This is a genomic window from Ruegeria sp. AF2 (assembly GCF_056542025.1).
In genome coordinates, this window is record NZ_JBQFZC010000007.1 from 1 (window position 1) to 23,892 (window position 23,892).

Below are 23,892 nucleotides of genomic sequence, written 5' to 3' on the forward strand. Positions count from 1 at the left end.
ACCCGCATGAAACCGCTTCCCCATCAAACGGCCCTGCATGTCAACCAGACAAACCAATACCGTATCAATCTCGCCAGACGAAACCTCAGCCTTCAAATGCTCAAATGTCAGTGTCGCGCTCACGATGCGTCCTCCCTGATCGTGATACCGTTCAGCGCCGGTTCAAGCAGCGCCAGTATGTCCCGGGACATGTTGGCAACCTGTATTTCATTGCCCAAAAGATCATTGCGTACTTCGATCATCACACTGGCCAGCCCCCGGCTCAGCGCATGAAGACGGAGCGAATGCGTTACACCGTCAGCGGGGCCATAGGGCTGATTACGTTCCGTGCGGCGATGCGGGATCTGATCCATATGATCCAGCATGGCATCGACCAGACGGCTGTCCTCGTCATGGAGAAGTCCAAGTTCAACCGCGCGCGGCTTACCAAAATAGACTGGCGTGAAGGAGTGAATAGTCACAACGACTGTATCCGGACCGCGCGCATCCAGAACCTGTGCTACAGCCTGGCAGAACGGGGCATACACTGCCTGGGTACGTGCATCGCGTTGCGATTGATCGAGGCCCACATTGCCCGGCACTTCGATCAGTTCTGATTTCTCGGGCATTGCGCTTGCCGCCTCGGGCGGACGGTTGCAATCATAGACCAATCGCGAGACGGTCGAGGCCACGACCGGAGCATCAAGCGCTGTCGACAGCGCCCGTGTCAGCGCCATTGCGCCCGGATCCCAAGCAGCATGGCTGACGCGCGCGGATGCGGACAACCCCAAATCATCAAACTCTGCCGGAATGCGGTTGCTTGCATGTTCACACAGCAGAACGACGCGCCCAATGCCCGTCTCGTTCAGGATTTCGACTGAATCCGTCACCCTTTGACCTCAGTATCAGCGTCCTGCTCCATCTGTGGGAATTCTTCGATCAGGCGGGTTTCAAGCAACTGCCCGTTGCGATACAGGATCGGATAGGCGACGGCCGCGATGTGACTGTTGAATTCGCGAAAGGCGCGCAGCGTTTCGAGGTGGATGTCGCTGGTTTCAAAGCTTTCTGCGCTGCCATGTTGCAAGCGTTTAAGGTGGCGTTTGCGACTGTCACGCTCGGCCCGCTTGATTTCGGTTTTTTCCAGGCTCAGCAGACGCGCGCTTTCCAGATCGTCCGAGATCAGCACGTTCGAGGCCAGTTTCAGGTTGGCCACAATCCCCTCGTGCATTTCGACCAGCTCTGACCAACCTTCTTTCGAGAACGCGGCCCCCTTTTTGCGCATGTCATCCGCCAATGCCGTCAGGCGTTTGGCCACCACGTCGCCCGCGGTTTCCAGGCGAATGGCATATTCCATTAGGTCCCGCGCAATCTTGGCATTTTCCTTGCCGAACGCATCAGCGGGGATAGCCGCCACATATTGCCGGATACCAGAAAGGCAATCGTTCACATCAGTATCCATGTCCCGAATGGCCCGGATCTGCTCCTTGTCGCCGCTGCGATAAAGCTCCAGCGCAGGCCGGAACATCGAGCCAACCATGTCGCTCATCCGCAGAAGCTCGCGTTTGAGGTTAGACAGGGCCTGATTGGGTCTGCTGAGGGACTCGAGATCAAGTGCGCTGATCGGTTGCCCGGGCTGCGCGCTGCTTTCAGGACTTTTCGGATCGGGCAGCAGTTTTTCGAATGGCGCGCGCAGCATGCCGCAGAACGGCAGGGCCAGAACCAGAAGCGAGGCGTTGAAAATCAGATGTGCATTCACCAGCATCTGCCCGCCTTGCAGATCGCCCAATACTCCGGTTCGCAGCGCCAGGTTGGCAGCAAACAGCGAGACAATTGACCAACTGCCCCGCAGCGCCAGATTAGCGAAGGGAATGCGCCTTGCAGACAGGGCCATGCCGCGTGTCAGCCAAACCGGGATGAAGGCGGACCCGAAATTAGCACCCAACACCAGCGAGAGCCCGGCGGCAAACGGGATCGCCCCGATTTGCACCAGGGTCACACACATCAAGATCGCAGCGACCGAAGAATGCATGACAAAGGCCAGCGCTCCACCGACTAGGAACGCTGTGATGTAATCACGCGCAAGATACTCGGCGATGGCGGGTAGAAAGGCGCTGTCACGGATTGGGTCCATCGCCTCGCGCAGAAAACGCAGTGAGATCAGTATAAATGCGACACCCATCAGAATACGGCCCAACTGGCGCGGTTTCTTGGCCTCTGTCTTGACGAACAGATAGCCGCCGACCGCAAGCAGTAGCGGCACCAACCAATCCAGTTTGAAGGACAGAACCTGAATGATCAGCGCCGAGCCGAGATCGCCACCCAGAACCATCGCGAGCCCGGTCGGAAAGGCCAACATCCCGCCCGCCGCAAATCCGGAGGTCAGCAATGCAACCGCGGCCGAGCTTTGCAAGACGACGGCCATTGTAAGCCCTACCATCGAGGCCTGCACATAGCTGCGCTGCCCCGTCATCACCCGCTGAAACGATGCACCATAGCTACGCTCGATGCCCGTGCGCACCATGCGCACAGCGTAGAGCAGCAGCATCGTTGCACCAGCCAGACTTATGAGGAAACTGACAATCGCCATTCCGTTATCCGTTCACCAGATCAAGCAGCTCGGAATGCAGTTGCGGCGTGGCCGCCGATATGACTCGGCCGTCGGAGTTCAGACCTAGCGGCTTACCCTCCCAATCGCTCATGATCCCGCCCGCAGCTTCAACTACGGCGGAAACCGGCAGATAGTCATAAGGCTGCAGATCATAATCGATGACCGCATCCACATGGCCCATCGCAAGTAGTGCATGCGGGTAGCAGTCATAGGCGAAGCGTCGGGTCTGTCCCGAATTCATCAACCGATCAAACAGGGCCGGATGATCCCGGTAAATCTTGTCGCCTTCGTTGACGAAAAAAACTGCGTCGCTCAATTGGTGTGTAACGCTGACCGAGACAGGCTTGCCATTCAGTGTGGCCCCTTGACCTTTCATGCCGATCAGAAATTCGTTCAGGGCAGGCATGCCGATGACCCCCAACCGGGGAACACCATTCGTGAGATATCCCAACAGGAACCCAAACAACGGATGCCCCGACAGGAATGATCGGGTGCCGTCAATGGGATCTACAATCCAGACATTCTGCCGATCCTGACCTTCGAACCCCTGTTCTTCGCCAAAGATACCGTCATCTGGAAAGTTCTCAGCCAAATATTGTCGCACCACGGCCTCGACACCCTTGTCCGCCTGTGTGACCGGGCTTTCGTCCGCCTTGAACTCAACCCCCAAACGTCCCCGAAAGTACCCGCGCGCAGCCTGCGCAGCGATATTGGCGATTTCGGCGGCGTGAATCGCGATATCTGACGTACCTTCGGGCGTTGCAACGGTATTAGGTGGGGTTAGCATCTGTTTTTGTCCATCATTGCAATGCCTTAAGCAGTATTCAGAGACGCCGTCATGGTACAGGTAAACTGGATGACTAACGGATCGCCATTGCACATGGGTGTTCCGGTTGTATCGTCACTCTGCGATGCTGCATTACGCAACATCTTTTAAGCATCAACGTCACAAAACCCCACACAGCACAGCAACATTAACCCACAAAAAACAACTTATTCAACCAAATTATTCCGTTTTTGGTTGATTAGCGGTTTCGTTTGTGGATTTTTGAGCGGTGGGTATCGCCATTCCGAGGCAAAGCAGGCAATACCGCCGCGTAGTTTTGGCAGGAATACACGCGCAGGGCCAAGGATTCGGTTCAGCGATCAGGAGCACCGGGATATGACAGACAAACACAACGTCCTGTTTATCATTACCGACCAGATGCGGGCGGATTGTTTGTTTGGGGCATTGGAGGCCCATGTTGACCTGCCTCACATGCGCGCGTTGATGGAGGACAGTGTTTCTTTCACGCGGCACTTTTCCGTTACCAACCCCTGCGGGCCATCGCGCGCCTCATTGCTGACCGGGCAATACGCGATGAACCACCGGTCGGTACGAAACGGCACGCCCCTGCGCCACGATGCACCGACCATCGCCAGCGAGATGCGCAAGGCAGGGTATCTGCCGATGCTGTTTGGATATACCGACACATCACAGGACCCGCGCGTGTTTGATGCAAAAGACCCGGCGCTCAGGTCATATGAATTCCACATGGCCGGTTTTCAGGAAATGCTGGAAATGCGGTTGGAGATGTCATTCCCATGGCGTTCTCATCTGAAAAACCGTGGATATGAGTTCGAAAACTATATTGACGTGTTCAAACCGGTCGCACCCGATGGCGGCCAGCCTGCACTGAATGACCCGGCCTTCTACGCAGCCGAGGATAGCGATACCGCCTTTCTAACCGATCGGTTTCTGGAATCCATGCCGGCGTATGCGGATGATGACAGGGGATGGTTTGCACATCTGACCTACATTCGCCCGCATCCACCGCTGGTAGCCCCGGCACCATATAACCGAATGTATGACCCTGCCTCGCTACCATTGCCATCGCGACTGCTAACCGCCGAGGCCGAAGAGGCGTTGCATCCGTTTTTCGCTCCGGCACGGGCCAACAGCACGGTTGCCGGGTTTGTTGAAGGTTTCCCGGACCTTGAACCGACGGACGAGGTAGTGCAGACGCTGCGTTCGATCTATCTGGGTCTTGCCACGGAGGTAGATCATCATATCGGCCGCGTGGTTTCGTTTTTGAAAGAGACAGGGCAGTACGACAACACAATGCTGGTGGTCACCGCAGATCATGGCGAGATGCTGGGGGATCGGCACAGTTGGGGTAAGATGTCGGTTTATGATGCGGCCTATCATACACCCTTGATCGTGCGCATGCCCGATGGAGCCCGTGGTAAACGGGTCGAGGCACCCACGGAATCGATTGATATCGTTCCGACGATTCTCGAGTGGATCGGGCAGACAATACCGGATTCCATGAATGGGCATTCGCTGTTGCCCTTCCTTCAGAGTGAATCCTCAACCCCGGCTGACTGGCGCCGCTATTCATTCTCGGAGTTGGACTTCGCTGATCCGCTGAACCCAACCCGCTGGCAACGCGAACTGGAAACGGGGTTAGAGGACAGCTGCCTGAGCATCCTGCGCGACAACCGGTTTACATTGGTTGAGTTTGCGGCTGATCTTCCGCCCATGCTGTTTGACGGTGAAGGGCAGGGTGAGATGGAGAACGTGGCAGAACATCCTGAACACGCCGCCACATTGGCACGCATGACACGCGACATGTTGCGCCACCGGATGCGGAAAATGGACAAGACCCTGTCAAACTGGATGATCACCCCGGATGGTCCGCGCCATCCGTGACGTTCCTATATGGCTGAGGATCGTCAACCACCCCAGGTTACAGTCATCAGCATATCCTCGAACTCTGCGGTTTCGAAAAACAGCACGATCTCACCCGTTGGGCCTGCGGGTAACGGAACCGTCGCCAACTGACCAACCGCCAGATCGCCCAGTTCCGGACGGCGGGTCAATGTGTCCTGAACCACACCTCCGTCGCTGGTATCAGAACGATCAGACACCGTGATTGTTGCCGGAGCAGCATCCAGACTGCTTTCAGCAAAAAGATCGCACCGTTTGAGCGTCGTGAGGCGACCAGCCGACCAATAGGGATAGTGCTCGGGTCGGAGTGTCAGCCGCAGCTCGTGACGCCCACCCGCAGCGGGTGTTTCGCGGCGGAAGCGTGCCCATTCTGTCGGGAACTCGTGCCGCAGTGAGAATAGCCGCACATTGCCCACAGTCCCGTCTGCCGCGATATCGGCTTTCAGATGATCAACCGCCGCATTGCGCACGGGTCCACCGCCATCCCGCGCAGTGTAGCGCAGGTGCAAGACGACGTCCGAGATCGTGTCATAGTCGAACTGTTGCGGATCGCCCTGCGTTGGGTCCGCCGGCAGCTCTAGCCGCCATTCGCTGACTGCGCCCACATTCTCGAATGGTAAATAGCGATCATCAGGCATGCCCTCGAACTGACCGGTTTCCATCTGTGCCGCACTGAACACATTGCTTTCCGCACTGTGGTTATCGGCAAAGCGGTTGTCTTCGGGTCCCGTGCGAACGTAGCCATCCCCGATGTCCGGTCGCTGCCGGATGCTGCTCTTGAGATGCACAAGTTTCGCATGGGTCCCGATATAGGGCCCGGAAACACAGGGCAGGCTGAGCGCAACACTCTTGATCCGGCGGAAGTAGTGGCCCGGCCCATCCAGATCGAACTGCGCCTCGGGGATTTTAAAGGTACACCGACCTGTTCTTCGCAGATTGACCAGAGCCAACGGATCGATTTGCAGCAGGCTGACATGTTTGGTCAGCTCGTATTCGTTGCGATTGTGCTCGTGATACGCAAGCTCCATCCGCTTGACGTCCAGCAGCAGCGCCTCGCCTGAAAGAAGCCCCTTGCGACCGCCATCCCAATAGTTGAACTGCACCAGAGTTTTCTGATCCAGCTCGGGCCGCATCAGTTCGGCTTTCATGGTCTGCTCGGCGCGTCGCGCGGTATCGAAGGCAAAGCGGTAGTACTCGTAATACAGCTTTGACAACTCGCCTTGCAGCCAGCCATAGAGCTCTTCGTTGGTGTACTTGTCCTGCAAGAAATCGCGGGTTTGCTCTGATAGACGGATTGCCTTCTTCAAGTTCAGATATTCGCGATGCTGCGCCTGTTCCGCGATCAACGATGTCAGAATCTGACGCCCGATCTGCATCACATCATGGGCCGCCAGATTGTGCTGCAATATCCATTCATCGGCGCGACGTTCATAGGCGGCAGTGCGGGCCGCCATCCCGGCCTGATCACGGTTCCAGTCCGCGATCATCCCGGAAACATCCCCCGCGATCCGCATGACCGAGGACAGCACGGTTCCCACCTTAAAATCGATGGTGCCGCCGAGACCCCAATAGTGCAGATCAAGTTTCGGGTCGGGGATCGGGGTAAGGGTTGCTGAAATTGAGTGGAATACCGATTTGGCCAGCGTTGTGTCACGGGCTATTGGCAGCAGAGTATTAAGCTCTTCATCCTCTTTCTTAGACAGGTGAAGGTCTCCGCCCCCGGTCTGACCCGACGTTTGTGCGCCGTCGCCATCGCCCGGGCGCTCAAGATCGGGAAACTCGAGCCGCTGAACCGGGACGTCATATTGCGCAACAAGCGCCTCATACGCTTCATCAAAATTGGCCTTTGTCAGGGTTTGACGGGTCAACTCAAGGGTTTCAGGCGCATTTGGATCAGCCTCCTGACCCAGCAGGCGCTTGTAGTAGTTCAATCGCTCAAGCGCCGCGCCACGACTGCCGATCAGGGCTTGCGTCGCTGCCTCGGTGTTTTTCCATTGAAGGTAACGAAGATCGACCTGCAGTTTCTGCAAGCTGACTTCGTGACCTTGCCGCAACAGGGCAAGTGCCTCGGCGTCGCGTTTTTCCAAGGCGGTCAGCAAGGCCGACCCGATATTGCGGACCTCTCCGGCCAATTCCGCCGCCTTCTCGATCAACACGCGCGAGCGGACGGGGCTGACCGGTTGATTCAAACCCGAAACGACAGAGCCGATATCCAGCCCAGCCGCCGCCGCCTTGACCAGCATTCCGGGATCGATCGGCGGGTCGAACAGGGCAAGCGGACGAACCTGCCCTTCGATATCCATACAGTTGCGGATTTTGAACAGACGGTCGGCAACCGTATCCCAATAACCCAGCAGCTTTTCATTATGCGGGATGCAGAAATACAACGTGCGGGCCATACCGAATAACGGCGCAGCGCTGTCGCTGGTGCCCGCACCTGTTGGCGTTGTGAAATTGAAGGGGAACGCGCCTTCAAGCTCGACCAATGCATTGCCCATCGGATCAAGCCCTTGCGCCCGAAGCTGCGCAAAGGTGCGTGGCGTGGTTGTTCCACCCGCAGGTGACCGCTGCGGCTTGTCGCCCAACAAGTTCGAGGCGAGCACATAGATCTGCAGCGCTTCCATGATGGCTTCGCGCGTGAATTGCTGGAACAGGTTGTCACCCCAGGCAATCAGATTGTCGAGGTACTTCATCACCACGTGCATCATGAATGAAATCGTCCGTGTGCGCGCGACTGCAAAGGGCTGAAACGGGGTGTTTCGCACCGCTTCATACCCATTTAGGATCGCTTCTTTCTCGGCCAGCTCCGCGTCGGTGCATTCGTCGTTTGGTTTGCTGAGCACGGTCAACAACGTATCGATGGATTGAGCTTCGCCCTCGCGAAAGGCAAGGAAACGCCAATAGCGTGTGGGCACCGGTACATCGGGGTCATTCTCGGTCGGATCGAAAATCAGATGGAACCAGCGTTGCGCTTCGGCGAAACGTTGGGTCTTGGACAAGTGCACCGCAATGGTCAGCGGCACATGGAACATCAGTTCCCAATTGTAGTTGGCATAAGGCCCACCCATCCGCGTGTCGATTTCCTTCGGGAACGAATGGATGTCGATCTTGTCGGTTTCCTGCGGGGAATAGAGGGAATTGAAGAATGACTTGCGCAAGCTTTTGTGAAACTCCGGGGACAACATCCCGGGCACACCCTGTATGTTCAGACGCTCGATCAACTCCGACACGAAGGGGTGGAAGAAGTTTTCAAACGTGTAGTTCCAGTGTTTTTCATAGCTGATAAGCTTGATCTTCTGGGGGCCGAAAATGTCCTGATCAAGCAGGTGATGATAGCCGTAAGTGCTGATCTTGCTGGTATCCATGATCAAAGTCCTTTCCGGATCAAGTGCGACGCATGCGGACGGTGCTGCCCATCGGGCCGATGTCGCGGTCGCCAAAGCGGACCGTGCCACCGGTGCCCAGCGCTGTATGGACAAAGGCGTCTTCGGTCACGAATGCACGAAGAGTGCTCAGGTCGGCGCTGCCAAAGCCGGGGATTGCAGTCACCCGTTCAATCCGGTCGGGCTGCTCGGCAAACGGCTCAAACGCCAGCACCATGGTATCGATTGTCGGGTCAACTTCGGCCACGCGGCCAAAATCAAGCCAGGTCACAACTTCGACGATCCGCTGCTTCGTGGACACGTAGAACACATGTCGCGGGTCGGCATAGAAGAACGGCGACTCCCAGGCTTCTCCATTGGTCGGGTGATGCGGCTGTGTGGCCTGATCGGGCGCCTTATTGGACAGCAACCGATGCGTGATCCCGTCATTGGAATAGATCGCTGTAAGGCGGTTTGACCCGGTCGACGTAATACGTTTCGGCAAGAAATGCGGCGCCTTCTTGGGTGAGCGCGTATCGGGTGTGCTAAACGTGTTGTACATAAAGAACGAAACGCCCAGCCAATCCTTGTACGAGATCGATATCCGCATCCCGTTGGTCCATGGGAATGAAGACAGGCGGATGCCTTTGCGGAAATTGCGCATCTCTCGGGCTGGCACGTTTTCGCGCAGCAACAGGGGCTCATCAGGATCCGAACTGCGCGGCGGTTGCCACACGCCATCCACCCGTTCAGTCCAGTTCAGCATGACCTTGACGTCAAAGGTGGGTTCATCAACATCCATCAACGATGACGCCTCAACCTCGGCCAGCGGGCCTGATCCCGCATTGGGTGTTCCTTGTGCCGTGTTTTCCGGCATCATCTTGATCCAGAACAGGAACAGACGATTGTTCCAGACCAGCGGCATGACCGGATTATCCTCGATATCCAGCGGGATTTTCCCCCACGCGCTCCACGAGCCGTAGGCACGGGTTCGGTGATAATAACTGCGCTTGGCCCCGGCGGTCCGCCCGATGACGTGCAGCACATCGTCTGCTGCACCCGGATCGCCCTCGATCTGGTAGAGACCGCATACTTCCAGTTTGGCGACCTCTTCCAGTTTCTGCAGATACCCGATCAGCGAGGTGGCTGCGCGTTCCTCGGTGATGTCACCCTGCAGCAATTCACTCATCGCCTCGCGGAAGAAGGGTGACTGGTCGTCGCGCAATTCCGGCTCCATCCAGTTTTCAGGGTACAGGAAGATTTTCCGGTTTGCCTCCCACACGCGGTAACGCTTCATCCACTCCCAATGCTTGGATCGAAGGCTGGATGCAGCCGCACGGGGTTCAAGGTTCATCAGGCAGCGCTCGGTAAAGATCTGTACCGAGGACAATGCGTGACGAACCCGCGAAGTGAGCATGCACGGCTCCATCTGCACGTCCATCAGGAAGTATTCGAACAATTTTTCGGGCGTGTTGATATGCGCCGCATCCGGACGCCCGCGCAGATCGTGCAGGATATGCGCCACCAATGCATCACGCTGGCGCTTGCGCAGGCGGTCATTGATCGGTTGCAGGATTTTGAGCCAGTCATCCGGGCTGTAACGCGCACGAAGGGCGGCGCGGAAATTCCGCACAATGGGTCCGGTTGGGGCGGGTGTTGCGGCAGCGATAAGCGCTGTCGCCGGAATCCCAAGTGCCGTCAGCCATTCGGCGATGTCATGAAGCCGCTCCAGAACGGCCAGATCGCCAATATCGGCTGGGGTGAGTCCGAAATGTACCAACAGGGCGGCGATATCCACGGGATCCCAGCGCGTGACTTGGAACAACTCAGCCTCGGCGTCGGCTATGGCGACTGCTGGATTCTCGGCTATCGAGACCAGCCGGGCATTTTCAGGGGCATAAGCCGCCTTTAATCGCGCCATGCGCAGGTGGGCCGTTAGCACCCCCATCAGCGCGGCAGAGGTCGGATCATCAGGTGTGCCGGTGACGGGCAGGCTGTTTGGCCAGGCCGCACCCGCAATCTGCAAATCGCCATGTGTCGTCAGGTGCAAGATCTCAGCGACGTCAAGTTTCAGCGTTTCGGACAACCGGGCAATGCGGCGCGTGCGCAAGTAGGCCGCGCCCAGATGCGATACCGGATCAGCCGGGTAGAGATGCGAAGCGCCGATGACCTCAGTTCCTCGGCCCGGTGCACTCCAACGCAACGCCAGTCGGTCGGTCACATTGGCCACGCCCAGCGCGATTTCGACCAAAGTGCCTGCGCGAAGCTCGATCGCGTTGGTGTTTGACCATATGCCGCCCGCCTCGGTCAGAGGAACAGGTTCGCCTGCGATGCTGAGTGTCACGGTCGCGCCCGCATCAGCTTCGACAGCAATGTTGAAGAATCCGTTTTCAGGCGCTTCCAGATATCCCCGTAACTGGATCGAAATCGAAGAACCTGGTGTGGTTTGATTGTCTGGCAGCACTGTTCCAGTGGAGGCGAAATCAATCGCGCCAGATAAGGTTTCGACCCGCGCAGGCGGTGCAGTGTGGGCCGGGCCATCGCTGATTTCAGCACTCAGACCCCCGGATTCGAGCATCAGGGCATCCTCAAGCGCGGAGCTGGCCGGATCAGTCGCCGCATGGAGAACCTCGGCCTTTTCGAACAGGACGGCTGCCAGATCAGCCTCAACCTCGATCGCGGTACCCAGAAGCTGCAGCGCTACCTGGCGTTTCCGTCTTGAGATCAGCTGCGGCAGGATTCCTTCAAGCAGGGCACGATAGGCCTCGGCCTTTGACGCAGTTGAGCTGCGGTATGCGTCGTGAAGCGGGAGCAGCTCGGGGAAGCGGGTGAAGAATGGCTGTGATTGTGCCTCGCTGGCGTTGAACAAAGCGTCAATTGCTGGCGCGAAGGCAGCAGGTGTCCCGGCGACGGCCTGCAGGGCATCTCTGACAGTGGTCGACATCAGCCCGTTGAAAACCAGAACCTTGCGGAAATCGTCATAAGCGATTTGATCGGGCGCCTCGGCCAGGATCACCGGCTCTAGCGCAGGGGCAGAATGGTCATAGGTAACCTCGGCCGAGGATGTGGCTTCCAGATATCCGAAGAACTGCTCGGTCGCTTCGGCCCCATAGACCAGAGCCATGTGGGACCGGGCAATACCGCCATCGGGATCGTCCACCAGAACAAAGTCATTGGTGATCGCCGCAAACCCTGCACGCAGATCGCGCGCCAGGGTCGTGATGTTTTCTGCGGGCGGTGTCGTCTGGCCACTTGGGTCATGGTTCAACAGCAGCGCCAGCGCTGTTTCCAGCGACAGGCCTAGCTCGGACAGGCGATGCACCAGATCGATAACCGTCAACAGAGCGGGTGCAGTGGCGTCTTGCGGGCCATAAGGGTCAAGACCGGTGGCTTGCAGCAAACGCTCCAATCCCGGCACGCTTTGCTCAAGCACGCGCGCCAACCAGCCGCGACGGTAGATTGCGCTGACCGTCTCGATGGTCAGGGGTGTCGTGTCATCGAACCCCAAAACAGCGACGATCCGGTTAAATTCCGGACCCGTCAATGAAAAGGCCGCGCGCAAGGTTTCAACCTCGGGCAGCAACAGGGCCGCAGGGTCTGTAAGCACACCGCCAAAACCGTCCTCGGCAAAGGCGGGGTTTTCGCGAGCAGGCCGCTGGAACATTTCACGGAATAGCGCGGCGGTTCCATTGGTGCTGATTGGTCCAAAGAGGGCCAGGATCGGGCGCAGCGCGTCCTCGGGCCTTAGCTCCAGCGCATCAAGGGCCGACATGGCGATGCCCAACTGTGGCAGGAGCTCGGCAAAACCGGCGTCCATGCGAGCCAGGTCTACCTGCGCGTCGGCACCGTCCGGCATCTGGTTCGTCGGATAAAGCGCCGAGATGATAGCATCCGTGTCGGCAATGCTAAGTTCCAGAACACGCCACAGGCGGACGAACCGGTTAATCCGGTTAAAGTCATTCCATTCAAGGCGGTTGGACAGCGGATCAGGGTCTGGGTGACGCAATTCAAGCGCGCTTAGGTCGCACATATCCGACGGGTCTTGCGGATTTGTAAGCACGATCAGACCCATGATCCGGTCGAAAGTAGTGTCATCAAGCAACCATGCCTCGATATCACCCCCAAAGCGTTCAGGCTCGACCCCTGCCGCCATCCGGCTTTGTAGTTCTGCGAAGTTGATCGCGCCGTCCCGGAAGGCCCGGATATCGTCGAAGCCCAGGCCAAGATGCTCAAGCTTCGGGATCAGCGCGGCTCCGGGGTTCACGAACTCGGTCTTTAGGATGTTCACGAGATCAACCGGCGTGATCTCGGTGCGGCGGCACAGGTCGCGCACGCTTTCCAAGCCATCACGCACTTCGGCTGCGCTGGCACCCGCATCAAAACCATAAAGCGAACGCACTGTCAGATCGGGTCGCGCTGACCCGGCAACCGACACGCTTTCGGTCAGGACGGCGTTGAGACCGCGCGAGATGTTCAAGCGCTGCAGCCAGATGTCGCGCCATCCGTACGGTGCATCGTCCAGCGCGTCTGACGAACGCAAGTCGGCCATAACCCGATGTAAAGGCGCGTCGAAACGATTGAACAGGGCCTTCAGTGCCTCCAACGAACGGTCAAACGGCAATGGGGTGGGGAACTGGGCGGTGGCCAGCGTGGCATAGGCGGCATCGCGTACAAATTGAGGGCTGGCCAACAACTCTTCAGGCGGTGTTTGACCATCGGTCGAATGACCCTGATATCCACCCAAAGACATGCCGTTGACAACGAAATGCTCAAGCACCTCGTTCACCAAGTCGATGTATGGCACAGGCGTCAGAGTGTTTTCGCAAGTCAGAGGCAGGTGTTGAATATCAGGCCGCCGATCAAGCAACACATCAAGTGGATTGGTGAAGCCGTTCGGAATCTCGGTCGCGGGGCGATCGAGAAACAGCAGAAGATCGACAAGATAGGCTGCGGGGCTGAGGACTGACCGGCAATGCTCGCATCCGCAATAATCCATCGAACCGAAAAGCTCTTCTAGTGTGGAGTATGCGAGCACATCGCCAAAATTGTCCGACCCGCCCGGGGTAGGGTTCAAAAACCCGTCAGCAGCGCCCACGCTGGGGCCGATCGCTGGCATCATCCGGTGAGTCATATAAGCGGTGGCCAGATTCAGAACCGCCCCATGAACCTGTTCGGCCTTGCGGTAGATCTGCATCGCGACGGCCTCGTTCAAAACGGCCTTGTGGGCGCGCAGGAACTCATCTTGTGGCAGCGCCACGACCGCATAGGCCGAATCCAACCCTGCAGCCAGCATGGCATTCATACTGCTGTCGTCGGGCGAGATCTGATAGACCCGCTGAATGCGTGAGATTTCGCGCACCACTTCTGGCGGTTCGTCCAGCGCATTTTTTGCAATAAAGCGCGCAACGGGCTGCTGACCTATCTGGAAGGTATCGGCATGTTTTGCGAGGAAATCATGCACGTTATTCGACAGCCCTGTATCGACCAATGGCGTCTCATGCGCCCGGACCATTTCCGCAACAACCGCAGTCGGGAAAGACAGCCGCACCTGAGCGGCCATGAATTCTGCATAGTTGGCGCGTCTTTCGGCGGCATCCCGGCCCTGAACTGCCTCTGGCACGGGGTCGGTATCATCCATGATCGCGGCCCAGGCATCGGCTTTATGAAAACCCGCCTTCACTAGGCCTCCCAACGTACCGTCCGCATCGCCATTGGTGTCACGGTGCAAGCGTTCGACCAGCTTGGAGTTGTTGAGCGTCAGATAGGCAAGCTTGCCATCGGTCTGCAAACGGGTGGCTTTGTCCTGACCCAACTTACCCTCTACCTCGGTCCAGAATGTATCGAGATCATCACCATGCGCCGCATGGAGCGCGGCAAAAGTTTCACGCTCGTCATCCCGCGTCAGCGAAAGTGCAAGCAAAGGCTGCATTCCGGCCAAAGCCCCGGGAGGGGGCGTATCCAGCCGCACGCGCGCGGAAACTTCGGTAAATCGGGCAAGGGAGGCATCTATCTGATCCGCCAGTTTGGCGTCGATCAATCCTTCATCCAGCGCGGATTTCCAGATTTGCGCCACTTTAGCAGGGGGCGTGCGGAAAACCGCGGTGTCATCGGCGGGAACACCTGCACGTAAAAGCGCATAGAACAGGCCAGAGTCGATGCGTTGACCACGCCGTCCAGCGGTCTTGTCAGACAACTGTTGGGATAGCGACGCCAGTGCCACGGCGCGCGCGTCCCAACCTGTTTTATTGGCCAGATATGTGATGTCCTGACGGGTGTCGCTTTCTTCAAGTTTCGACAAGGCACCGTTGAACTGACCAGAGAGCGCCTTGGTCAGTGTGGCGTGTTCTGACAACAGTTTTGCGGCACTTTCAGCAGGCAGAACCACGGAAAGCTCGGAATCCGGTCCGGCGTCATATTCCACCGCCGAAGCGGCAACCACATCGTCATTCAAACGCACCTGCACCTGAAGGTCTGGTGCATCCTTGCCGCGCTTGGTGATCTGATCTCCGGCAAACACAATCTCGAAGGCACCGCGTTTACCGGTTGTAGCCTTCCCCAGTTCAACGTCGCCGCCGACACCTTTGTCGACAACAACAACAGCAAGGCCATCAACAGCCGCACTTTGCGCACTTATGACGCGACCGCTGACACGGTAGGTGCCAAAATCCGTCGGTGTGTCCAGTCGAGCGACCAGATCGTTAATCACAGCCGCCGTTCTTTTGTCGACACTGCCGGTCGGGGACAGATCGGCCTCTTTCTGAACTAGGCGAACGGCTTCAGTTGTGCCCTTTCCGTAGGTCGGTGTGCGGCCATCCTTTTCGCGCGACACGATATCGGCCAGCGCTCGTCGCGCGCTGATATCATTGGCCAGCAGCAAGCCTTCACGCAGCAATGCCAGCAAAGCGGATTGCAGATCGCCCACCGTAGCGCGGCGCATTCTGGGCTTTAGCGGATGCGTAACTTTGGTCATGAGGAGGTACCCTTTCTGACAACTGCGTTCACCATTTCAAATGGCCTTTGATGCCCTGGCCTTGCAGGATCGACATCGTGCCTGCCGCGCCCAGGCCAAGGTATCCAGCGGACCGTCGGAAAAAGCCGCCAACGCCGCCCTGACGATGGCCTGCGTCGATTTCGTCCACCCAAAAATCGGCCGCTTCGCGTGCGGCGGTTTTTTCGCCTTTGATTGCGGAGCGAGCTTCGGTTCCGGCCAGTGCAATTGAGCCGAAAGCTGCGAGTCCGGCGGCAAGGACCGATCCGGCACCACCACCCGTGACGAGCTTGCCCGACACCGAGACCACGTTGAGAGTGCCCGAGGCCGTGCCCTCGACCACATTTGCAGTGCCAACGCCGGTCTCGCCTTCGGCGATTTGAGTGATCCCTGTGCCAACCTGAATGCCGCTGGCCGCCATACCGATCACCATGAGCCCACGGCCCATGACCCCTAGGATGGCGCGGCCCCCGGACAGGGTCTGCGACACTGCCTTGCTACCCCGCATTGCTTTGGCGAGCTTGGAGATTGAGGTGATTTTGCCTTGCTTGTTCACCATGTTCATGGTGTCGACTTTTTGCACCATCGACGCAGTGTCAGGCGCAGCGCCCGGGCGGTAGACTTGCACGGTGCCCTTTATCATGCCGGTATTGGTGTCGAATGAGGTCAACATTCCGTTTCCCTGTTTCGGGATCTCGATCAGCGTCCAATTGCCGTTGCCATGCGCCACCAGGTGAGACCGGACTCCGGCGACCTTCACACCCTGGGCATGGGTGGTGTTGACGTCTGCAAAGGAAACCATGGCAGTGGGCGGGTGCGTGTGTGCGATAGCCGTCGTTCCCTTTGGAATCGAGACCTCGGGCTTGGTGGCCGTGCCCTTCAATATCTTGAACGTGTTGTTCTCTTTGATAAGGGCGAACTCCTGCACGCTGCCTTCGGTGTTCCTGACCTGAGTCGCCAGCGCATCAAGCGTCTCAAGACCCTTCTGCAACGATGCAACTTCAAGGCCTCCGTTGGGCACAGTGGGCGGCGCAGTGCCCTCGGGATCGTTGAGCGTTACCGGGTTGTTATAGGCATAGGCATAAAGGTTCAGCCCGCCTTCAATTCCGATGGGATCGGCGCTGATCCATCGGCCGAGCCAAGGGGCGGCATAGCGGGCACCATGATGGTTAAGCCCGGTTTCGGCATCCCGCTCCATCGCGGTATATCGAAAACGTTTCGGACCTAGGCCAGCGGTGGCAACGCCTTGATAGGTGGTACTGCCAAAGGGGCTGTATTCCTCGTAAGACAGAACATTGCCGTTCTCGTCCAGTTCGATCCCCACACTGCCCACATGGTTACTGTGCTGATAACGAATGACGCGGCTGACCGCACCACCGGCGATCGTCGTCTCAACCAATGCAATACGGCCAGCTTCGTCCCCCACATGCAGGGTCTCTCGGGTCCGCGGGTTTGCACCCGGTTCGCGGATAATGTCGAACCCGCCCAGCGAGATCGTCTCGCGACGGATGGCTCCTGCAGCGGTTTCTGTCACTTTTCGGATGCGGGTCCCGTCAGATGCGTAAACAAAGAATGTGCGGTCCCCCTGATGGGCAAGGCCGTCCGTATCACCCGGTCCAACTGCCTGACGGCGACACATACGCAGCTGGTTGTCGTGATCCCATTCAATCTGATCGAGGTGGGAAAGCCGCAACATGTTACCCATCGCGTCATAGCCATCGCCGCCCTGACTGATGATATCATTCAAGGCACCGACCGATGTTTGACTTAAGCGGTTCGAGGATACCCCCGCGGCCAGATCGCTGTCCTCGCCATAGGTGTAGGTCCGCGTCCAACCGGGCGCCACGGGATCAGAGCCCCGGTGGCGCATCTCAATCAAGTTGCCCGCAATGTCATAGTGAAAACGCTCAAGATAACGGCCAAGGGCGAAACCATCACTGCGGTGTGGCAGCCGGGTTCGCGCGGCATCGTTATAGCTGTGGGCACCGGGTGCGCCGCCTTGCTGGCCCAGATGTTCGCGGCCCGTCGCCTCGATCAAACGATGCAGGGCATCAAACGTATAGTCGTTAGAAGCATCAACACGGCGATTGCGGAAAAAGATCTGCTGTTGCGCGCTGTCGCGGATGTGGGTCACGTGGCCAGACACATCGTAGATCATGTGCTGCGCCTGCAAGTGGCATCCTGGCCAGCCTGCAACTGGCGGTGTCGGACAGTCCGAGCCAAATCCGATTGCATCGCGCCGGGTGATGATGCGTTCGGTGAGACGGGTCAACGGATCATGTAGGATTTCTGTTTCAACCGCGTTGCCATAGGTGATGCGTTCGCGGTCGCCCCAAGGGTTGTATGCAATGCCTGTGACCACGGCATGATCCGCAGTGGCGGGATCCAATAAAGTGTCAGGTGCCGCGGGTCGTGCGTGCCAGGTGTCCACCCGATCAAGCCGCGAGGACGGGTTATAGCGGTACTGCACAACCTGGATGCGCGCGCCCGGCCCTTGCGGTTGCAGCGGCACCAGTTGGACCGGACGGTCCAGCGCGTCAAAGCGGGTTTGCCCTGCGAAAATCTCGGGCTCAGTCGCCACGGATGCGGCCCAATCGAGCGTGGTGCGAAACTCCTGCGCCAGTTGCCGCTGGCTGCGGATTGGGTTGCCTTTGAAATCATGGGCCAGAATTTCCATCGTGCCGGATTGGTCGCGGCTGATCGCAATGCGTTTGCGGCGGTTCAGGGCTTCGGGTGTCGTCAGCGATTCTCCGTAGATCGTTTCATCGATCCGCAGTTCAGGACCCGCATTGATGCTTAGATGCGTGGCGATGGGTCGGCGCAATATATCGAATTCGTGGCGCAGCCGGTGGTCGCGCGCATCCCACGTAAACGCCGTTTCGCCACTTACATCCGTTAGCCGCCAACGGGTACCGCCCTCCATACTGTCGGTCCGAATGGCGGTGCTGAGCATGTCGAAAGCGGTACGCTGAACCTCGCGCCCGAGCTCATCCCAAGTGCGGTGCGTATTGCCTTCGATATCGATTTCGGTCGCAACGCGGTGGGGTGTCTCGGTCGGTAGGGTGCCCGGGGCCGCGTTGCTGTAGAGCGTGCGGTTCGTGGTGAGGCGCGCGATCAGCGCACCACGGGTATCCGCCAAAGCCCGCATCGGTGTGTCATGATAAAGCGCCGATTTCGATGCAGCCTCAGTGGCGCGCTGCCGGTCTTCGGGATCGGGGAAACGGGTAGCCAACGCCTGCACTTGCGCCGGATCGGTTCGCAGCGCGTGCCAAGTGGGTAAATAGGCAGCCTGCGGCAACCTGCGGAAATGGTCGCCAAGATCGGGGTCTTGGGCGGGATCCGAAATCAGTACAGTATCGCCCGGGTCCCATGTCGTCTGCTCCCAAACAGAAAACCGGTGTTTGCTCCATGTATGATCGGGGTTCAGAATCCCGATCTCACGCCCCAATGCGTCGTAGAAGAAAATTGGGCTTACACCAATGCGGATGTCGGACTCATAGGTCGGGCGATCTGTGAAGAACGGTTCGAACTGTCGAACAATATTGCCCTTGTTGTTACGCACTTGCCAGCCGGTACCAACCCAGCGTGGCGACGGCGATGCGGACATAACCGGTCGACCGTCAGGACCCAACAGGATGTTCCCCGAGCCATCACGCGTTGGGACCGGACCGTCTTCGGCCTGAATCTTGCGTTGAATTTCCTGCCCCATCCCATCTGTAAAGGTAAGTTCGGCCAGGAACGGGGTGGTTTGACCCGGCAAAAGATCACTGTCGTGAACCTCTCGATGCAGGGAAAGACCGATGACGGGTGATGGGACAGGATCCCCACGAGAGTGATAATAGGCCCAGGGATCATAAACATAACGCATTGTCGCGCGCCCAAGTGCTGCCAGAGCTTCAGGTCCACGCGGATTAGTCAGCACTTGGGTGCGTGCTGCAGGCACCAGTGTCGGATCAAAGCCATCCAGCCTGTCACCTTCGTCGGGCCCATCGACCTTGCCCATTCGGGCCATGCCGGTCACGCGGCCATAGGCGTCAAAGACCACCTCGCTGCGATTACCGTTCTCATCGGTCAATACCGAGGCTTGCAAAACGCGATAATCCTGTCGGCGTTCGGTGTTTGCGCCAGCTGGACCGGTCGAGCGTACCCCTGCCGACATGCGATTGCCCAATGCGTCCTGCGTTTCCTCGATCAGCAGGTCGAAAGCGTCATAGCGGGCTGTTGTTTCCGTAGGTGTCGCAGGCTGATGGAACGGGTCCCGCAGGCGATGTGGTCGAAAGAAATGCTGACGTGCAAATGCCAGCTCTTGCGCGGGCGTATCACCACTTGAGGGCGACAAAAGCTGACGGTCCGATGGCCGCCACCACTGGCCGTCACCGTCAATCTCGGTGTATCCCGCCTGCGCCATCTCGGCCGCACCAACGCGGCCTCCATAAACCTGCGTGACAAGACCCGGCGTGAAGGCCAGTTGGAAGCTTTGATGGAAAAGCCCCAAACTGCCCATCTGGCCAAGCGGCAGTGGGCCGGCCAGCGTATCATCCCGGAAATACTGACGGCGGTGTTCGATCAGACGACGCTGCACCTGACCCGCGGTTGGGGTCGCTTCATAAGCAAGATCGGCTGCAGCGTTCGCCTCTGTCTCGATCTCATCAAAGGACAAACGCGTACCCGGCGCTGGGCTTAAGCCGGTAAGCTCAAAGCTTTGTTCTTCACATGACACCGGGGCGCGGTAGGTTTGATCTGTCGTGATCAGGTCCGTGACGCGCCGCGTGTGTAATACCGCATGTAACAGCGCCTGACGCGCCTGATCTTCAGGCGTCAGCGTCGGATCAGGTGTTTGCCGGCCATACATGAGATCGACGCGGCGCAGTTCAGTCCCAAACGGGTCAACCTCCAGTATGACCTGATGCTGAAGGCGCGGGTCATCGGGGATCCGCTCATAATGCGCGGTTAGACTTTCCCGGGCATGGGTTAGAAACACGGCATGACGGTTGGGTCCACGGGACTGCAGAAGATGCACAGTCTGCGTTTGCTCGACCACCTGATAGGGGTGACCGTTGGGATAGCCGGGCTCCGCCCTGCCATCGAGCGCATAGGTTTCACGCCGAAGCACCGTGCCGCGAAGCGCGCGCGCAGCCTCGCGGGTTTCTCCGGTTGTCAATCCGGGTGGCAACACCGTGTCTGGCAAAAGCCGCCGTCGCGCTTCAACATCGTCGTCACGCCAAGCGGGTGCGCGCCAGTATTCCCCACGATCCTGCCCATCAAGCAGACCAGCCAAGACATCGGGCAGACTACCTTGGTCGAGATACACGCCGGTATGAAACCATGTTCTGGTCAGTACGGGCGGAACATGAGATGCCGGGTCTTCGTTTGATGCCAGTGGCCCCAGCGCATCTGACGAGAGCGTCGCAAATTCCTCGGTGTCCCATTGTTCGACCATGCCGAACCCGCGAAACTCGCGCTCGACCCCGTCGAAATGACCATGGTGAAAGGCAAAGCGAGATACGAACCGGGTTTGCGCCACACGATCATGTGTAACGATGCGATCAACCACCTGCACCGGGAACGGCAGGCGCGTGGCCCAAGGGCGTCCTTCATAAAGGTCTTGCAGGTAAAACCGCGACGACGAGGCATAGTGCAACTCGGTCTCGCCACCGAAATTGTTGACATATCGGGTCATAAGATGCGGTTTTTGTCCGCCCATCAGATCGACGTAACGCAGTGGCTGACCTGCGTCGCGGGACAAAGTAGAGGACCACACAAGACAGGCGGTGCCCGTTCCAAATAGATCGAGCAGATCAACCGAAGTTTCGGTATCAAGCGGCGGCACATTCCCTAGGCGTCGACGCGGTGCAAGCCGGTTGCCAGACATGTTGAAATAGAGGTCGATACCTTCTGCACCCAGATAGACAATGTCGGTGGTGCCCGAGCCGTCGATATCCGTCAGGCGCAGGCGGCTGCGGTCGAACATTTCGGGGCGATCAAATTGTGGCGCGTCGTCCATCGCCACTTTGGTGCCAAAACGCCCATATCCGCAATTGGGCCAATAGGCGACTTCACCACAGCGGATACGAACCAGATCAGACAATCCGTCGCCGGACATATCCGCCAGAAAAATTGCAGCCTCCGGATCGGAAATCACAAGTCGGGGTCCGTCAGTGTCGTTCCATGGCTGCGCTTGCCTGCGCGCGGGGCCAAACCCGGCCTCGCCTTCAGAGGGGTGCCAGACAAAAGCGGTGTCCTCGGTCAGAAGAATGTCAGCAAGGCCATCGCCAGTCAGGTCAACCATCTTCATGCTGTCATTGGACGCATCTATATGTGGCCAATATTCAAACGCGCGGAAGTCGGACCAACCTGATTGCGCGTCGCGCTCATGGAACCCCGGGGTTGTCCGGTCCATTACCACCAGATCCGGGCGACCATCCCCAGCAAGGTCCATCCATTGACCTGACTCAGCAAATGCAGGCCGCTCGGCAACCAGCACGGGGGCAGCAAAGCGCGCCGTGCCGTTCATTGGCCCAAGGTTGCGAGTGTAATGCCAGGCACCTGGGGTCGAAGTCAAAATTCCACCAACACCGTCACCGTCCAAATCAACCCAGTTTGCCGGATCGGTAAGTCCGGCCGGAGCACCTTCGGTCTGCTCGCGGTCAAGGCCGTGCACAATATCGTTCACTTCAGCTCGGCTATAGGTGAATTCCACCGGTGGAATTGCCTGTCGTCTGTAGGCGAGGAACGTGGCTCCGTTCACATCGAGCGGTGCAACCGTATCGTCCGGAGCGAAGCCCGACTGCGCGACCGCCATGAGGAATGAGCCATAGCGCGTACTGCCGGGGTGCTGACGCTCGTCATCAGTGTCAGCACCGGGAGGGGTGAAATCGTCATAGGAAAACTCGGTTGCCTTCACGAGACCGCGATAGCCCGGTTCGCCCGTCGGCAAGTCGGGGATATCATGAAAGGTCAGAATTCGATGGCAGCGGCGATAGCGCCGAACCTCAAAGCCCGCGCGGTAGCTTGATGTGGGGTCCGGGCGCACTTGCCAATTTCGGCCGGGATCAGCGGATGCATGGACAAGCTCATGCTGCGCGTCCGCCGCCACGTTGGGATCAGGTGCGATTGGCAACAGGTGGTCTTCGCCATAATCGAATACGACCGTGAACAGCCATCCAGCTGCATTCACATCCGGATCAACCAAACGAGAGACTCGATTGCCGTAGCGGATGCGTTTCAGGTACCGCTCGGCTGTGCGGGACCGATTGGCTTCGTGCGCCTGCGCCTGATCGATGCCAACTGCGTCTTCGGCGACATGCTCGTATCGGATGGCGTTGCCTTTGTCGTCAAAGGTCTCGGACAACAACCAGCGAAATACACGGGCGGGGTCGTCCGGGTCTGCCACCCTTGATAGGCCTGACGCGCCATAGATCGAAGTGACGTTTTCGCGCGACGTGACACGCCAATGCGCGATACCCGACGCCTCGTCTGTCCACCGCTCAATGCGGGCAAAAGTGCTTTCGATCCGTGGGCGGAACCTGTGGATGGTCACACCTGGAAACCGCGCGCGATCTTCCCATTGTGGCCCCTGAGAATCGAGCAGCGGCACCAGATCTTCAGACCCAGAAATCAGGAAGACATCCGATCCGGCGGCATCGTCGTATTGGGGCAGGCCTTTTTCCGTTTTTCGCGTGATCTCGGGCAGCGAAAGCGACCATCCAAAGCCGAAGATGCCGCTGCTGGTACCCGCCTCATAGGTCAATTGCAGCTCTGGTGTGAAACCACCACGCCCGGGACTGACAGGAACCGGAATCGTCAAGGACGCAGATCCGGTCACCGGGTTCGAGCTGATCTTTTCGCCTATACCAGAGATTGCACCACCGCCTTTCGGCAGATTGAGCGACAGCACATCTTTGCCAGCGCCATTGTCACCTGAAATGGCGGAAGCTTCCGACCTTTGGGGTCGGGAAATGGGAGTGGAGCCTAACATTCGGCCACCATAAATTCGTCATAAAAATATCAGCGCCACAGGGGTGCTTTACGTAGGGTAAGCAATCGGAAACCGCTGGGTCAATGCAATCAGATGGGATCGGCGATTGTCTGCCATACCGTTCTGGTTGTGTTGTTAAGCACAACCTCGCAAGCCTTGGACAAGGCTACGAAGTTTCATTGCGCCGGCAGTTTATCACCGGGGTTGCGGGACCTGCAGAAACAATAAACCAGTAGGGGTAAGGGCAGGGTACGCGTGCGAATCCGG

At 58.3% G+C, this 23,892-nt stretch carries 7 protein-coding genes; 1 reads left to right on the forward strand and 6 read right to left on the reverse strand.

The features are described 5' to 3' along the window. Positions 1-119: 119 nt before the first annotated feature. From ACR0NM_RS17800 to ACR0NM_RS17810, 3 genes are read right to left on the reverse strand one after another with little or no spacing between them, the layout of a single operon-like run. The gene (locus ACR0NM_RS17800; RefSeq protein WP_480615950.1) at positions 120-869 is read right to left on the reverse strand and encodes an N-formylglutamate amidohydrolase; all 750 of its coding nucleotides are present in this window, start codon (positions 867-869) and stop codon (positions 120-122) included. Beyond that, a complete protein-coding gene (locus ACR0NM_RS17805) occupies positions 866-2,566 on the reverse strand; it encodes a Na/Pi cotransporter family protein (protein WP_480615952.1) in 1,701 nt (566 codons plus the stop codon). The genes ACR0NM_RS17800 and ACR0NM_RS17805 overlap by 4 nt, the downstream gene beginning before the upstream one ends. A gap of 4 nt (positions 2,567-2,570) precedes the next feature. After that, the gene (locus ACR0NM_RS17810; protein WP_170626926.1) at positions 2,571-3,374 is read right to left on the reverse strand and encodes an inositol monophosphatase family protein; all 804 of its coding nucleotides are present in this window, start codon (positions 3,372-3,374) and stop codon (positions 2,571-2,573) included. A gap of 375 nt (positions 3,375-3,749) precedes the next feature. Between ACR0NM_RS17810 and ACR0NM_RS17815 the strand changes: the two genes are divergently transcribed. Further along, positions 3,750-5,279: a sulfatase-like hydrolase/transferase gene (locus ACR0NM_RS17815; RefSeq protein ID WP_480615954.1), complete on the forward strand. Its 1,530-nt coding sequence runs from the start codon at positions 3,750-3,752 to the stop codon at positions 5,277-5,279. A 23-nt stretch (positions 5,280-5,302) separates the two neighbouring features. On the opposite strand, the gene ACR0NM_RS17820 is transcribed toward ACR0NM_RS17815, so the two are convergent. Genes ACR0NM_RS17820 through ACR0NM_RS17830 form a run of 3 tightly spaced genes read right to left on the reverse strand, consistent with a single transcriptional unit; the run spans position 5,303 to position 23,625 of the window. Further along, positions 5,303-8,662, reverse strand: coding sequence for a Tc toxin subunit A-related protein (locus tag ACR0NM_RS17820; RefSeq protein WP_480615956.1), 3,360 nt, complete (start codon positions 8,660-8,662; stop codon positions 5,303-5,305). 19 nt (positions 8,663-8,681) lie between these two features. Further along, entirely contained in the window at positions 8,682-15,629 is a 6,948-nt protein-coding gene (locus ACR0NM_RS17825; protein WP_480615958.1) for a neuraminidase-like domain-containing protein, read from the reverse strand. Positions 15,630-15,657: 28 nt separating this feature from the next. Next, positions 15,658-23,625, reverse strand: a complete 7,968-nt coding sequence (locus ACR0NM_RS17830) for a SpvB/TcaC N-terminal domain-containing protein (RefSeq protein WP_480615960.1) — start codon at positions 23,623-23,625, stop codon at positions 15,658-15,660. Positions 23,626-23,892: the final 267 nt, after the last annotated feature.